This is a genomic window from Bordetella sp. N (assembly GCF_001433395.1).
Classification (GTDB): Bacteria; Pseudomonadota; Gammaproteobacteria; order Burkholderiales; family Burkholderiaceae_B; genus Bordetella_C.
In genome coordinates, this window is the sequence record NZ_CP013111.1 from 5,158,938 (window position 1) to 5,174,571 (window position 15,634).

The 15,634-nt window shown below is 60.1% G+C and carries 10 protein-coding genes and 1 pseudogene; 4 read left to right on the forward strand and 7 right to left on the reverse strand.

The window, feature by feature from the left end; genetic code table 11:
* Positions 1-25 precede the first annotated feature (25 nt).
* Positions 26-967, forward strand: a complete 942-nt coding sequence (locus tag ASB57_RS22260; RefSeq protein WP_197424789.1) for an amidohydrolase — start codon at positions 26-28, stop codon at positions 965-967.
* Positions 968-990: 23 nt separating this feature from the next.
* A complete protein-coding gene (locus tag ASB57_RS22265) occupies positions 991-1,875 on the forward strand; it encodes a glutamate racemase (protein ID WP_197424791.1) in 885 nt (294 codons plus the stop codon).
* A gap of 20 nt (positions 1,876-1,895) precedes the next feature.
* Here the strand turns inward: ASB57_RS22265 and ASB57_RS30720 are convergent.
* Positions 1,896-2,277, reverse strand: a pseudogene (locus ASB57_RS30720) (DUF427 domain-containing protein).
* 114 nt (positions 2,278-2,391) lie between these two features.
* Here ASB57_RS30720 and ASB57_RS22275 point away from each other — a divergent pair.
* Positions 2,392-3,348: an alpha/beta fold hydrolase gene (locus ASB57_RS22275; RefSeq protein WP_057654179.1), complete on the forward strand. Its 957-nt coding sequence runs from the start codon at positions 2,392-2,394 to the stop codon at positions 3,346-3,348.
* Here the strand turns inward: ASB57_RS22275 and ASB57_RS22280 are convergent.
* Positions 3,320-5,233 carry a radical SAM protein gene (locus tag ASB57_RS22280; RefSeq protein WP_197424793.1) on the reverse strand — a complete coding sequence of 638 codons (1,914 nt, stop codon included), beginning with the start codon at positions 5,231-5,233 and terminating at the stop codon, positions 3,320-3,322. The genes ASB57_RS22275 and ASB57_RS22280 overlap by 29 nt on opposite strands.
* A gap of 149 nt (positions 5,234-5,382) precedes the next feature.
* Between ASB57_RS22280 and ASB57_RS22285 the strand changes: the two genes are divergently transcribed.
* Positions 5,383-6,279 carry a DNA-3-methyladenine glycosylase gene (locus tag ASB57_RS22285; RefSeq protein ID WP_057654181.1) on the forward strand — a complete coding sequence of 299 codons (897 nt, stop codon included), beginning with the start codon at positions 5,383-5,385 and terminating at the stop codon, positions 6,277-6,279.
* A gap of 29 nt (positions 6,280-6,308) precedes the next feature.
* Here the strand turns inward: ASB57_RS22285 and ASB57_RS22290 are convergent, their stop codons facing one another.
* The 5 genes from ASB57_RS22290 to ASB57_RS22310 all read right to left on the reverse strand — a co-directional run bounded on the left by ASB57_RS22290 (position 6,309) and on the right by ASB57_RS22310 (position 14,899).
* Positions 6,309-6,854 carry a hypothetical protein gene (locus ASB57_RS22290; protein WP_057654182.1) on the reverse strand — a complete coding sequence of 182 codons (546 nt, stop codon included), beginning with the start codon at positions 6,852-6,854 and terminating at the stop codon, positions 6,309-6,311.
* Positions 6,855-7,655: 801 nt separating this feature from the next.
* Positions 7,656-9,269: a type I restriction-modification system subunit M gene (locus tag ASB57_RS22295; protein ID WP_057654183.1), complete on the reverse strand. Its 1,614-nt coding sequence runs from the start codon at positions 9,267-9,269 to the stop codon at positions 7,656-7,658.
* Positions 9,266-10,519, reverse strand: coding sequence for an AAA family ATPase (locus ASB57_RS22300; RefSeq protein WP_057654184.1), 1,254 nt, complete (start codon positions 10,517-10,519; stop codon positions 9,266-9,268). Before ASB57_RS22300 ends, ASB57_RS22295 begins: the two co-directional genes overlap by 4 nt.
* Positions 10,516-11,847, reverse strand: a complete 1,332-nt coding sequence (locus tag ASB57_RS22305; protein WP_057654185.1) for a restriction endonuclease subunit S — start codon at positions 11,845-11,847, stop codon at positions 10,516-10,518. Before ASB57_RS22305 ends, ASB57_RS22300 begins: the two co-directional genes overlap by 4 nt.
* Entirely contained in the window at positions 11,837-14,899 is a 3,063-nt protein-coding gene (locus ASB57_RS22310) for a type I restriction endonuclease subunit R (RefSeq protein ID WP_057654186.1), read from the reverse strand. Before ASB57_RS22310 ends, ASB57_RS22305 begins: the two co-directional genes overlap by 11 nt.
* Positions 14,900-15,634: the final 735 nt, after the last annotated feature.

The following is a 15,634-nucleotide window of genomic DNA, read 5'->3' on the forward strand; positions in this document are numbered from 1 at the left end:
GCGCACCGCGACCAAGGACATTCGAATGAGCATCAACAGAATGAGCAACAACAGCCGTACCATTCTCGACGTCACCCATAGCGAAGCAGGCGCCGTCATTCCCCCTGGCGCTTGCGACTGCCACGTCCACATCTTCGGCCCCTTCGATCGCTACCCATTGGCGGCAGACCGCGTGTTCATGCCCGGCGTGGCGTCCACCGACGATCTGTTGGCGCTGCATGCGGCGCTGGGTGTCGATCGCGTGGTCGTCGTGCAGGCCAGCCCCCAGGGCACCGACAATCGCTGCATGACCGATGCCTTGCGCACCTTGAACGACGCGGGCCATGCCGCACGCGGCGTGGCCGTGCTGGCGCCGGACATCTCCCGCGCTGAATTGCGCGCCTTGCACGACGCGGGCGTACGCGGCGCGCGGGTCAATCTGCAATCGTACGGACAGCAGGATCCCCAGGTGGCCCGCGACGCCCTGGCGCGCACCGCCGCGCAGGTGGCGGACCTGGGCTGGCATGTGCAGATCTACAGCAACCTGTCGGTCATCAGCGCCATGGCGCGCACGTTGGCGAGTTGCCCGGTTCCCGTCGTGATCGACCATTTCGCGCTGGCCAGTGCCATGCTGGGGCCGCGCCAACCCGGCCTGGACATCCTGCTGCAAGCCATCGCCGACGGCAACATCTACGTGAAACTCTCGGCGCCGTATCGCTTGACGACGTGGGAAGACGGCCGTCCTCCCAGCGCCGCGCACGACATCGGCCGGGCCTTCATCGACACGCGCCTGGACCGCATGCTGTGGGGCACGGACTGGCCGCATACCGGCGGCTGGCCCGGCAAGCCCCGCCTGGTCGATAGCAGCGAGCCGCTGCACCCGATCGACGATGGCCTGCAGCTGGGCGCGTTCTGCGGCTGGGTGAATGAACGCGAGAAGCAGGCGGTCCTGGTCGACAACCCTGCGCGGCTGTACCAGTTCGAATAAGGGCACCGGGAAAATTAACGATAATGGCGATTCCTCGTTTCGGAGAAATCGCGGTGATCGGCGTTTTCGACTCCGGCAGCGGTGGCCTGACGGTCATGCGCGCCCTGGAGCATGCACTTCCCACGGAGTCGTTCATTTATCTGGGCGACCACGGCAACGCCCCCTATGGCAATCGTTCGCCCGCGGACATCTACGGCCTGACCCTGCGCGGGATCGAGCGCCTGTTCGGCCTGGGTTGTTCGCTGGTCATCATCGCCTGCAATACCGCGGCGGCGACCGGACTGCGGCAATTGCAGCAGACCTGGTTGCCGCACAAGTATCCGCAACATCGGGTCATCGGCATCATCGTGCCGATGATCGAAGCGATTACGGGCATGCCCTGGGAAGCCGAAGCCGCCCCCATGCCCCCTTCAGATGGCAACCCGGCCTTGCATGTCGCCGTGTGCGCGACCCAGCACACGGTGAACACCGGCGCCTACGTCACCGAGATCGCCAAACGCGCGCCGGCCATCCGGGTATCCCAGCAGGCTTGTCCCGAGCTGGCCAAGATGATCGACGATGATGCCGGCGACGACGCCATCCGGCCTTTCGTCAGGGCGTATGTGGACGAGTTGCTGGCGCGGCAGCATGACGTTCCCGACGTGTGCATCCTGGCTTGCACGCACTATCCGCTTATCGAACACCTGTTCAGGGAAGCGCTGCCGCCGCAGGTGAAGCTGCTGACGCAGGGCGAGGTCACCGCCGCGAGTTTGCGGCGTTATCTGACGCGGCATCCGCGTTTTTCCGCGGCTCCGTCTTCGGAGGCGCCGCCCGCAACGGTCTACCTGACCACGGGCGATCCCCGCCATGTCTCCGCCGTGGCGGGACGCTTCTATGGCCGCGTGGTGGCGTTCCAGGGAATCGCCTGACTGCGCGGCTGGATTAAAGCTTAAAGCGCCGGCGTGATTTCGATATCGTCCCACGCGATCAGGATAGAAGGCCAGGTGACCCGCGATGGCGGCAACCGCGGGATGCGGTTTCTCGTAGGTCCACACCGCATCGCGTCCACGCTCGTCTTCGCCAGCAATGCTGTAGTAGGAGGCATCGCCCTTATAGGGACAGTGCGTAACGTGTTCGGAACGCAAGAGCTGCGCCATATCGGCATCCGCGCGCGGTATGTAATAGACGGGCGGATAGGAAGCTTCTTTCAACACCAATGCCGACCACGTATCCGCCACCACCCGGCCGGCGGCCGTCACCACCACATGAGCATTGGCGGGACGGACATCGATGGGATGATCGGGACCGGGAACCTTCACGGGCTTGGTCATAGCGCTCTCCTGTAGGGAACGGCGCGGGCGCGCGCAAAAACGCGCCCCATCGCCGAGCCGGTTAGCCTATAGCTTATAGTCAACTCCCTCACCTGTGGCGAAACGATTTCCGATATGAATGACCCCATCGCGCTGGCCGACTTCGGCAGTTTCTTTGTCGGCGGACGGACGGTACGCATCGAAGGCAAGGAAGCGCGCGCGATCAAGTTCACGCAGACGGCGTCCTTCGACTACGACCCCAATGGCACGTACCACGTCGAACAGGCTTACGTGCAGTACTTCATTCCTGCCGAGCTGCGTCATCCCTTGCCCATCGTGATGCTGCACGGCGGCGGCATGACCGGCGCGATGTGGGAGCAGACGCCGGACGGGCGCCAAGGCTGGGTACAGGACTTCCTGCGCAGAGGCCATGCGGTCTACGTGGTCGACAACGTGGAGCGCGGCCGCGCGGGCTGGACGCCTTTCGAAGAAATCTGGTCAGACGCGCCCATCATCCGCAACGCGGAAGAAAGCTGGACGCTGTTCCGCATCGGCTCGGCGCGGGGCTGGCCCGAACGACAAGCGTTTGCAGGACAACGTTTCCCGGTCGCGTCATTCGATACGCTGATGCGTCACGCCGTGCCGCGCTGGCTGGGCAACAACGATGCGGCGTTGCAAGGTTTCTGTGCGGTGCTCGACCGCGTCGGCCCGTGCCTGGTGATGATGCACAGCCATGGCGGCGAAGTCGGCTTCCGCGCCGCGCAGGCGCGCCCTGAACTCGTGCGCGGCATCGTCGCCATCGAACCTTCGGGCTTCTCGCCCAAGGTGGCTGAGCACAGCATGACGGACAAGCCCGTGCTGTTCGTGTACGGCGACTTTCTTGACGCAACACCGCTTTGGCAAGACCTGACGCGCGCCGGCCAGGACTACGCCACTCGCCTGGAAGAAGCCCACGCCCGCGTCACGTTCTGGCGCCTGGCCGACATGGGCGTACCGGGCAACTCGCACTTCCCGATGATGGACAGCAACAGCGGCGACGTGGCGCGCCGCATCTCTGAGTGGATTATCGCTGCTGGCTCAATGCCCGGCTGATGCGATTGCGCGAGACGGTGGTTTTCGGCACTTTGAAGGGGAACCAGCTGCGCACGTCTTCTTCCACGCCGATGCCGTGCATGAAGTTGTAGATGGCCTTTTTCAGGCCCACGCCCAACGCGTCGTGATCCACGCCCGTGGGGTCATGGAAGCCGATGTCATTCTTGGCGAACGTCACCGGCGGCAGCGGCCGCAAGGTCACGCCGTATTCCTCGGGGTTCAGTCCCACCGGCGAATGCACCGTACAGGCGAAACGATGGAAAAAGCCGCTCTGGATGCAGCCGTTTTCGAACAGCTGCCGCACGTATTCCAGCGCGTCGACGGTGTCCTGCACCGTCTGCGTGGGGAAGCCGTACATCAGATAGGCGTGCACCATGATGCCGGCATCGGTGAAGGCTCGCGTCACCCGTGCGACCTGATCGATCGACACCCCTTTCTTCATCAGGTTCAGCAGGCGATCCGATGCGACCTCCAGGCCGCCTGACACGGCGATGCAGCCACTGTCCGCCAGCAGCTCGCACAGTTCGGGACTGAAGGTTTTTTCGAAGCGGATGTTGCCCCACCACGAGATACCCGCATTGCGCTCGATCAGCTCGGTGGCCAAGGCCTTCAGCGATTTGGGTGGCGCGGCCTCGTCGACGAAGTGAAAGCCCGTCTGGCCGGTTTCCTGCACGATAGTGTCGATGCGGTCCGCCAGCACCTTTGCCGATGCGCCTTCATAGCGGCCAATGTAGTCCAGGCTGACATCGCAGAAGCTGCATTTCTTCCAGTAGCAGCCATGCGCGATGGTCAGCTTGTTCCAGCGCCCGTCGCTCCAGAACCGGTTCATCGGGTTCAGCATGTCGAGCAGGGACAGGTAGCGGTCCAGCGGCAGGCCGTCCCAGGTCGGCGTGCCGACATCTTCGAACGCGACGTCCGGCTCGACCATGTTCACATAGCGCACCGCGCCGCTATCCGCGTCGCGCAGGAAAGTACGTACCAGGCGCTGGCGCGAACGCTTTCCTTCCAGGTGCTCCATCAGGGCCAGCAAAGGCCGCTCGCCGGCATCCAGCGTGACGAAGTCGAAGTAATCGAACACGCGCGGGTCCTTGAGCTCGCGCAGCTCCGTGTTGACGAAGCCACCGCCCACTACCGTGACGATGCTCGGGTCCTGTTCCTTGATCGCCTGGGCGATGCGGAAGGCCGCATAGACATTGCCGGGAAACGGCACCGATATCAGCACCATCGTCGGCGTGTGGCGCGCCAGGGCTTGCGCGGTGAGCTCGCGCAGCGTGTCGTCGACCAGGTTGAACGGCGCTGCCAGGGCGTCGGCCAAGGGGTCGAAGGTGGGCTGGCTGCCGGCCAGGGACTCGGCGTAGCGCACGAACTCGAAGCGGGAATCGATGGCGTCACGCAGGACGTCGGCCAGGTCGTTCAGGTACAAGGTGGCCAGGTGCTTGGCGCGGTCATGCAGGCCCAGGGCGCCGAAGGCCCAGCTCAGGGGGTCGCCACCGTCATCGTCGACGTACACGTCCAGCGAGTTGAAGCGCGGGCCTTCGGGCAGGAAATTACGCGCCACGATGCGGTGCGCCAGCGTGGAGTCGCGTCCTTGCAGGAAGGCGATCACGGGTCCGATCGTGGACAGATAGCGCGCCTGCTGCGCCATGAACGACTGGACGGCGCGGCTGTGTTTTTGTGCCGGCATCGCTTCGATGCGTTCGATCACCGCGCGCAGCCCCTGCGGCGACAGCAGGCGCAGCACCAGCGCAAGCGCCAGGTCTTCCTGGAAGGACGTGACCCCGCGCGACCGCAAGAAGCCGGTGAGATAAGCAGTGGACGGATAGGGCGTATTCAACTGCGTCATCGGGGGGATGATCGACAGCACGCGAAGTGGCGAAGCGGACATAGGGCGCGACAGGACTGGCGCTAAGACGTGGTCAAGGGGCAATTATAGGCAGTGCCGGGGGCGGGGCCTGGAGCAGTGCCTGGGGCGGGGGCCGGCCGTGGGCCGAGTGGATGTACGATCATGCGGGAAATAACCTTCCGCTCAGACCGATGCATTTTTCCTTCAAACTCCCCCTGCCCCGTGGTTACAGCCTGGCGGACGCCATCCATTTCCACGGAAGAGATAAGGAAGCGGTGTCCGAGGTGGTTTCGGAAACCGGCTTACGGAAGGGCATCCTGCTGGATGGCCTGCCGGCGGTCTTCGACATCCAGGTGTCGAAGACGGAGGCGGTGTGTACGGTGGCGGTCGACGGCACCGTGACGGACGGCATGCAAACGCCGGCCGTGGAGATCGTGCGGGGCTTGTTGGGCTTGCGGCTGGATCCGCGCGGGTTTTCGACGTTCGTCGCGGCCGACCCCGTATTCGGCCCGCTGACCAAGAAGCAGAAGAGCCTGCGCATCGTCCAGTCCGCGTCGGTGTTCGAGGCGCTGACCTGGGCGGTGATGGGACAACAGATCAATGTGTCCTTCGCGGTGACGCTGCGGCGTACCTTCATCCAGTTGGCGGGGCAGCGGCATAGCAGCGGCTTGTGGTGTTATCCGTCGGCGGCCGACGCGGCGCGCCTTCCCGTGGAAGAGCTGCTCAGCCGCCAGTATTCGCGTTCCAAGGCCGAAACGGTGCTGAGGCTGGCGACCTTGGTGGCGAGTGGCGAGCTGGATATCGTCGAGAGCCCCACCAACACCGTGGAGTCGATCTGTGCGGCATTGCTGGCCGTCAAAGGTATCGGGCCCTGGACGGTCAACTATGCGCTGCTGCGCGGCTATGGCCAACCGGATTGTTCGTTGCACGGCGACGTGGCGGTGCGGTCGGCCATCGGCAAGCTGTGGGGGCTGGAAACCCGGCCGGATATCCTCGCGGCGGAGGAGCTTCTGAAACGCTATAGCCCGCATCGCACCATGGCGGCCGCGCATCTGTGGGCCAGTCTTAGCGCGCCGAAGGGGTTTTAAAGGCTTGAAGGGTTTTAGGGCTTTATGGGTCAGGCCGCCGCGGCGGTTCTGAGGTTCAACAGGAACGACCGCAGGTCGGCGATGCGAGGCAGGCGGCGCAGTTCTGCCCAATCCTCGGGCCGCAGCCGGCCGATCAACTCCAGTGTTTCCTTGCCGGCGGTAAGCGCCTTGATCAGTTGTCTTGGTGCTGCCTTTCCCACGCCCACCATTTCCGCGGTCAGTTTCTGCCGGGTCAGGAATTCGAGTGTTGTGGGCGACTGGAAGAACAGGACTTCTATCTCCGGCACGAACTGGATGATCTTGAAGGGCACTCGTACGCTTTCCCAGGACAGGTAATCGTTCAGGTCCTGTAATGCGGCCGCGGCTTTCTGTTCGTCTATCGTGTGCGCCTGGAACACCATCACGACTGGCGTCCGCCTGGACAGCAGCGTGCGCAGCGCCATGGGTCGCATGGCATCAGGACTGTCGGCAAGGATATACCTGACATCGACGTAGCGCGGCAGATCGGCCAACAGGTTGGTCATAAACGCCAGTTCTGTCTTTCCCTCCAGAAAAATTTCCGCAGCGTCACTCATCGCACGCTCTCCTTGTGAGGGAAAGAACAGCCGGCTTGGCAGTCTTGCGCATGGACTCACCTATATGGAAGAGGAAGTAGTGGTTCGGTGAGTAACGGCGCGGCGGGAGAAGTTCGATCATGGAACCCGCTAGTGGCCGACAAAGAAAAAGGCCCGCGCCCCCTGTCGGGAACGCGGGCCTTGGCACGCGACAGATTCGCTTCTCGAAATCAGAACGGTTATGGTTACTTTTTTCGTTAATTAGATAACTCGATGCGAGTCATCTAGATGAAGGAATGGATGTATGGCAGTGCATCCATCTCTAGTCCGTTAATAACCATCCCTGAACCCCTGGTTTGTTAACACTCTGAACATTGTGTACTCCAGTGAAACTGACCTTTAAGCCCAGGCGTGAGACCTTTCTTGCTGGTGTGGTGCCTATGCATACTAGGGCTGCTTACGGCAATCAGACGGTGACGTCAGGCAGCTTCCTGGCTCCCCGTCTCTTCGAGGTCGTGCCGAAAGCAACCGTCAACCGATCACAAGAACGAGGTGCCACAGAGGCAGGCGCCCGCCAGTACGCGGCACTCGGAGTAATCGAGACGCCGTGTAAGGCTTCAGACCGTGCCGGCTCACCACTTCGGGAGCCTTGCGTGCAAGCCATCGACCGGCAGCCCCTGCGGGCGCCGAGTAGCGCACCTGTTCACTACGAGCGCCGCCGCCCAGAGCAGACCACGCTGTACTGCTTGGTGCAGCAGCATGCCGCGACCTTCTTTACGTAGGCTGAGGTCGAGACCTGCGCGGACCAGTCAATGTGAGTGACTATGGCAACGGCTTCAAATCAAGTTCTCTAAGAAAAGCGTTGTGCTTGTCCTTCGCTGCCGCAATCGCCTTTTCAATCTCCACCAGCTGTTGGTGAGTCTCATCCAGATCAATTTCCACCTCGTCCACCGCCGTGCTGATGTAGCGCGAGATGTTCAGGTTGAAATCGTTCTTCTCGATCTCGGCCATCTCCACCTTGCGGGAATAGCGTGGCTCTTCCTCACGAAACTGGTAGGTTTTGATGATCTTGGCGATCTGCTCGTCGGTCAGCTGGTTCTGACGCTTGCCTTTAACGAAATGCTCGGCGGCGTTGATGAACAACACGTCGTCCGGTTTCTTGCACTTCTTCAACACCAGGATGCAGACGGGGATGCCGGTGGAATAGAACAGATTGGCGGGCAGGCCGATCACCGTGTCGATATGCCCATCCTTCAGCAGCTTGGTGCGGATGCGTTCCTCCGCTCCGCCCCGAAACAGCACGCCGTGCGGCAGGATGATGGCCATCACGCCCTCGTCTTTGAGGTAGTGAAAGCCGTGCAACAGGAAGGCGAAGTCGGCAGCGGACTTGGGCGCGAGGCCGTGGCTCTTGAAGCGCACGTCGTCGGCCAGCGCGTCGGTCGGTTCCCAGCGGTAGCTGAAGGGCGGGTTGGCGACGATGGCATCAAAGCTCGGCTTCTTGGCCGGGTTCTGCTCCCGCATCATGTCCCACTCGTTGAGCAGGGTATCGCCGTGGAAGATCTCGAACTCCGTGTCCTTCACCCCGTGCAGCAGCATGTTCATGCGCGCGAGGTTGTAGGTCGTGATGTTCTTTTCCTGGCCGAAGATTTTGCCGATGGTGCCGCCGGCCTTATTCACCTTCTTGCGCACGTTGAGCAGCAGCGAACCGGAACCGCAGGCAAAGTCCATCACGCTCTCCAGTCGCTTCTTGGTCCCGGTTCTCGGTTCCTGGCTGTCCAGCGTGACGATGGCAGAGAGGATGTCGGAAATCTGCTGCGGGGTGTAGAACTCGCCCGCTTTCTTGCCGGACCCGGCGGCAAACTGGCCGATCAGGTATTCATAGGCATCGCCCAGCGCGTCGATGTCGGTAGAGAACTCGGCCAGCCCTTCGGCGATCTTCTGGATGATGGCGCAGAGCTTGGCGTTCCGGTCGGCGTAGGTTTTGCCGAGCTTGGGGGAACTCAGATCGATCTCGGAGAACAGGCCCTGAAAGGTGCTCTCGAAGGATTCCGTCTCGATGTATTTGAAGCCCGCTTGAAGCGTGTTCAGCAGCTCTGCGTTCTGGGTACGTGCCAGGTTGGCGATGCCGTTCCAGAGGTGCGCTGGCTGGATGACGTAGTGCACCTTGCGGCGCATCTGCTTCTCGAACGCCGGGATGTCGTCAACGTTGTTCGCATACCAAAGCACCAGCGGCACCTTGCGGGTGTCGCCGCCGACATCGGGGTAGTCTCGCCCCAATTCCTTCTTCGCCGCCGTCTCGTAGTTGTCGGAGAGGTAGCGCAGGAAGAGGAAAGACAGCATGTAGTCGCGGAAGTCGTCCGCATCCATCGCCCCGCGCAGTTGGTCGGCGATGCTCCAGAGGGTCTGGTTCAGCTGTTTTTGATTGGAATCGTTCATGGGGTCGTGGCAGGTGCGGCTGTAGTTGGCGCAGCCGGAAACAAGGCAGGATTAAAAGGAAAGTCCTTCAGGAATCCGTAAAGGATGGTGCGGAAATAGTCCCGCGTTTCCTCGCCCATCTCCTTCGGTTCATACAGCGAGTATTTGCCGTGACTAAGGAGATCGATGAACCGCTGGTGCAGGATGCCGTCAGCGTCGTTTGGGTCTTTCTTTATGCAGGCGGAAAAATGCCCGTAACCGTGAAACACCGCAGTCTTTTCCAGCACCGACCTCAGCGTGTTGAAGTGGTGCGTATAGATTTTGTCGCTCTGTGCGGCCCCATAAAGCTCCACCAGTGAGGCGACGTGGTGGAAGAACGGCGTGTCGGACTTTTGCCGATACAACTTGTAGCCGCCACCGGTTCGATCCCTGTTGAGGCAGTATTGCGGAAAGTCCCGGGTGTTGAGCAGATTCTTGATCTCGTTGCTCAGCACATTGAAAAACAGGATGTGATGTGTGGAGATAACCGTCTTGAGCTGATTCGGCGTTTCACGGAATAGCTGCACCAGATGATTAGCGACCACGATGGCGTTGTGCTCGTCCAGTGATGAAATCGGGTCGTCGATATAGATGTATTTGACCCAGTTGTACGGTCCGGTACCGTCGTCATCGATGGCCAGCCGGACGATGGCGAGGAAGAAGCACCAGATGAAAATATTCTCCTCGCCCCGGGAAATTTTGATGCTGTCTACAGTGGAGGTCTTTCCATCTCTAATTACTTCGCGGAAGAAGCGCACGATCCTCTCGTCCCGGATGAAATTTCCCTGCGCATCCTTTACCGGAAGCGTGTCCAACCGAAAGTCGAAGTCTGCGTAACGCTGCAAAAGCGGGCGAATCCGGGTATCCATCTCCAGCTCTTCAAGCCCAGCGAAGAATCTGGACGATGGATGAAGGACCAAATAGCGTTCGCTGTCCTCGTCGAGATCGTTGTGCCATGTAAACAAGTCTTCCGTGTAGGCATTGAAGTAAAGAGTGTCACGCTGCATGACCTCGACCTCAACTGCTTCGCCTGCCTCAGCTTCCAGCGACTCTCCCGCCTCATTCGTCAGCGCATCTGTGGTCGGCTTTTTGCCGAGGTCTTTGAAGGCCGCAGATAGGCGGGTCTTACCTGTTCCGTTGTAGGCGTAAAGGAGGACAAACATCTTGACCTCCAGTTGCTGTCGGAAGTCGACAGCCAAACTGTTCAAATCTGCATAGGACTGCGAGCTCATGCCTCAACTTCCTCCGGGGATGGAAAAAGCTGCTGCATCAGCCCTTTCTTATGGGTCTTGAGGGCCTCGAGCTTTTGGGTTTCGGTGGTGATCAGGGCGTCGAGGCTGCTCAGGCACGAGGCGATGCGTTCTTGTTCGGGGAGGGATGGGACCGAAACGATTAAGTCCTTCTTGAAAGTGGTCGGGTTGATGTTTACCTGACTGACGCTTGGCTTTGCGAACGATCTGATTCGCGCCTGATATAGCGGCGTGTTCAGCATCGAGTTGCAGAACGAAGGATCGATTCGCTTTTTGTTCAGGCGATACGTGACGATGTAGGAAGCAGTCATGCACTCCGACTTGAGCCGGAAGAGCGAAATCTTTCCGACCAGCGCAGGACTGTTGGTTCTGTTGAGAAGAATGTCTCCGTCTTCCAGTCGGAACGATTCAAACGAATCGGGATCCAAATCGATATAGACCAAGTTTGTGAAATCCAAGCCGCCGTCCAACATGTTCCCCATGCGGAGGACCGGATACTTTCCTGTCGGTGAAGTCGAACTGGACGTGCCGTAGAAGGACTTCGTTACGAACTCCTCAAATGGCTTGAAGTCCCACTTCCCGGCGTTTTGGAATTCGGGGAAGCGGAGACGGGGTTGGGTTTCGCCTTCGCGGGGGAAAAGCTGCCGCATCAGCCCTTTTTTATGGGTCTTGAGCGCGTCCACTTTCCGCGCATGCGCGGCGATCAGCTCGTCCACCGAACTCAGGCACTCGGCGATTTTTTTTTGTTCGGCGACAGATGTCGTTCCCGCCGGGACGGGAACAGGCAGGGCCATCAAATCGTTGTCGTTGATGCTCAACGAGCCATGAGCCCTAGCGCCCACCTGAATAAATTTACGCAGCCAGCGCCCGTGTAGGTTGTCTGAGAATTGATAATTCAGAAACCGTACATCAGGCGACTCCCCGTTGACGCGGAAGCAAGTGAAGATGCTGTTCGGGACCGCTGCCAGCTCAGCGCCCGAGTACAAGGTGAGAAAACCCTCGGGGTACTCTTTGGTGGCGCTCTTGTTGTAAGCAAAGTCGTATGGCTTCAAGAGCACGTAATTTTTGTATGAGTCGCCCGCGATCACGCGCCCAAATTTTTCTTCTTGGCTCACAAGCCCCACGCCCGATGTGATGCTCATCGGCACGCAAATGTTGTTGCCAACTTTTTCCGTACGGATCGTCGCAACCGCCCCGAGCTCTACTGTCGTCCAGTCGCCAGCGCTTTGAAATTCAGGAAACCGCAGCTTCGGCACCAGTGCGGGCTTTGCCTCTTCCTTTGCCGCAGTGGTTTTGTTCTTACTGCTCATACGCGCTGAGTCCTGAGATGTCGCGGCCACCGGCGCGTTTGGTGAGGAGGGGGTGGAGGTCTTCCATCAGGGCGAGTTCGGCCTGGGTGCGGGCTTTCCAGCCGAGGTCGAGCGGAGCCATGAGGTCGCTGAGCTGTTCGCCGTCGAAGATCATGCGGTCGAGGATGCCGTCCACGAAGGTTTGAAGGGTAGCGATGGCGAGGCCGTGCTTGGCGGCAATGGCGGCGAGTTCCTTGGCGTTCTTCTCGGCCTTGAAGCGGGTGTAGCCCTCGCGGATGGCTGTCTCAGAGAGGCCTTCACCGGCCTGGAGCGTGGCGATGTATTCGGCGATGTCGTCGCGCTCGTTCATGAACTTGGCATCGGCGCTGATGAGGCCGATGAGTTCCTCGCGGGTCATCTTCGACTTGCCTGGACCTTTCTCCGAGAACTTGGCGATCAGGCCCATGATGTAGTCGTAATCGATGACGGCGGAGGCGAAGAGGACGAACTCAAAGTCGAGCTGGTCCACCGGGTCCTCGGTGGTGTCGTCCTTGCCGGCGGTCTTGCCCTGCTGGTCTCTGAGCTGCTTGGCGGTTTCCAGGTACTGGCCTTTGAAGCCGCGCAGGTTTTCATTGGGCAGCACCTGCTCGATGGCTGCTCTGTTGTCCCCGGTGAGGTCGGTGTATTGGTCGAGCTGGGTTTTGAGCCGCTGGACTTCCTTGAAGTGGGTGATGAAGGCAGCGCGGGCCTCGTCGCCCTTCAGGTTGGCCACGGCGGATGGCGTGCAGGCCAGGCCCTGGGACTTCATGAAGGCGTCCAGCCTCTGCACGGCGGTCTCCAGCTTCTGGATGACGACGGGGGCCTTGTCCACGAGCCAGATTTCCCGCGCCTGCTCGCCGGTCTTCTCGCCGGAGAAGAGGGCAATGGCGGCATCGACGGAATCTTGCTGCTGGCGGAAGTCGAGGATGTTGCCGTAGGGCTTGGTGCCGTTGAGCACGCGGTTGGTGCGTGAGAAGGCCTGAATCAAGCCGTGGTGCTTGAGGTTCTTGTCCACGTAGAGCGTGTTCAGGAACTTGGAATCGAAACCGGTGAGCAGCATGTCCACCACGATGGTGATGTCGATCTTCTGCGCCGGGGGGTAGTCGGCATTCGGCCACTGCTGGTCTTTGATGCGCTTTTGCACATCCTGGTAGTAGAGGTCGAACTCGCTCAAGCGGTGGTTGGTGCCGTAGCGGGCGTTGTAGTCGGCGAGGATGGCCTTGAGAGCGGCTTTCTTGCCCTCGGGGTCTTCTTCGTTGTCCGCCTGCTCCTGCGACAGGTCTTCCTGGATCTGCTTGACATCCGGGTCGCCCTCGGCAGGCGGGGAGAAGACGCAGGCGATGTTCAGCGGCTTGAAATCGGGATCGGCGGCCTGTTTTTCCGCCTGCATCGTCTTGAACAGTGCGTGGTATTCGATGGCTTCATTGATGGACGCGGTGGCGAGGATTGCGTTGAAGCGACGTCCGCCGGTGGCGGCATCGTGCTTGGCGAGGATGGCTTCGATGACGGCCTTCTTGGCGACGGCCTCGCCGGGCTTGGGCGGCTTCTTGCCCTCGGGCTTGAAGTAATCGACGTGGAAGCGCAGGACGTTGCCGTCCTCGATGGCGTGGGTGATGGTGTAGGCGTGGAGCTGCTTCTGGAAGAGGTCCGCCGTGGTTCGCATGGAGGCCTGGGTGTCCTCGATCTTCTGCAAGGCGGCATTGGCCTCGAAGATGGGCGTGCCGGTGAAGCCGAAGAGCTGCGCCTTGGGGAAGAACGCTTTGATGGCTTTGTGGTTCTCGCCAAACTGCGAGCGGTGGCATTCGTCGAAGATGAAGACGATGCGCTTGTCCTTCAGCGCTTCGAGCTGTTCCTTGTAGGTGGCTTGGCCGTTCTTGCTGCGCTGCTTGTTGCGCTTGCTGTTTTCGTCCAGCGCCAGGCCCAGCTTCTGGATGGTGGTGACGATGACCTTGTCGGCGTAGTCCTCAGAAAGCAGACGGCGCACGAGGGCGGCGGTGTTGGTGTTTTCTTCGACGCAGCCTTCCTGGAACTTGTTGAACTCCTCCCGCGTCTGGCGGTCGAGGTCTTTGCGGTCGACGACGAACACACATTTGTGGATGTGGTCGTTTTCCTTCAGCAGGGTGGAGGCCTTGAAGGAGGTGAGCGTCTTGCCGCTGCCCGTGGTGTGCCAGATGTAGCCGTTACCGTTGTCTTCGTCGATGCACTTGACGATGTGCTGGACGGCATAGACCTGGTAGGGCCGCATGATCATGAGCTTTTGCTCTCCCGCGAGCAGCACCATGTAGCGGCTGATGGTGCGGCCGAGATCGCACTTTCTCAGGAAGTGCTCGGCGAACTCGTCGAGTTGGGTGATCTTGCGATTGTCTTCACCTGCAAACTCATAGATGGGCAGAAAGCGTTCGTCGGCATTGAAAGCGAAGTGGCGAGAGTTATTATTTGCGAAGTAGTAGGTGCGGTCGCGGTTGCTTACTATGAAGAGCTGCATGAAGCAAAGCAGCGTCTTGGTATAGCCGTTGCCGGGTTCCAGCTTGTAGTCAACGATCTGCTCCATGGCCCTGCGTGGATTCACGCCCAGCGTTTTCAATTCGATCTGCACACAGGGCACACCGTTGATGAGGATGAGAACGTCGTAGCGGTGGTGGCTATTGTCAGTATTGATGCGGAGCTGGCGGACGACCTCGAATTGGTTTTTGCACCAGTCCTTGATGTTCACCAGCGTGTAGTTCAAAGGCGTGCCGTCGTCGCGGGCAAAGGAATTGATGCCGCGCAAGGTCTTGGCAGCGGTATAGACATCCGAAGTAACGATTTCATCCAAGAGCCTGGCGAACTCGGCTTCGGTCAGCTTGACGCGGTTGAGGGCCTCGAATTTCTCCCGGAAATTTTTTTCCAGCGTGGCGCGATCGCGAATGTCGTCGCGGTATTCGTACTTCAAGTTCTGAAGCTTGCCAAGGAAGCCGTATTCGATGTGTTCTTCTTTAATGAACAGGCTTGAAGCTCCAGACGGCAGGTCGTAAGTGAACTTGGATGAAGGCATGGGGAGTAGCGCGCGTTGGCTATGGATCGAAAGGCGATGCTGGGACGGGGGCTATGTATCGTGCCCGCTGGGTTGTACTACAACTACTTATGAGCTCGCCAGTATTAGATTCAAAGCTCAGCTCAGAGGTCGGTGAAGGCCATGCTGCGCGGGTCTTGGGCAAACGCTGGAATGCAATGCCGAACTTGGTGAAGATTTCCGTGCGCAATTGCGCCCCACAGCTGATCATCTGACGGAAAATCTAGCCCCGATCCAGGCTTCGAAGCTCTGCTCTGCTAACTGCCCGCAGCTTGCAACTGTCAACGTTGATTCTAGCTAAAGCAACCTCCGCTGCGCCGGGCGCCCCTTGTCTAGCTGCCGGTCCACGTCGGGCAGCTGCGAACCAGTATGTCTCCCCGAGGTCTCCCGGGCGTGCGCGTTGCACGCTCACCGGGTGAACTGCTCTAGACGCGGGCATACCTGCGTATAGGCGCTACACCTGCCCTTTTAGGCGAGCGATTGCCCTGTACAAAAGCATCATGGATACGGGAGTAAGAAAGTGGCGGCACTGGCGAGGGTGGGATGACACTTGAAAAACAGTCTGCCTCGAACAGATCCAGATTTTCGAAGGCAGACTTAAGACCAGGCTTCAAAGAATTGCCCCTCCCTACTGCAATCGAGCCCTGGTTCGATGCCTCGAAATGTCCTCTGAGATTTGCGTATTTTGTTGCGCCAGGTGATGCAGAGCACCTTAAT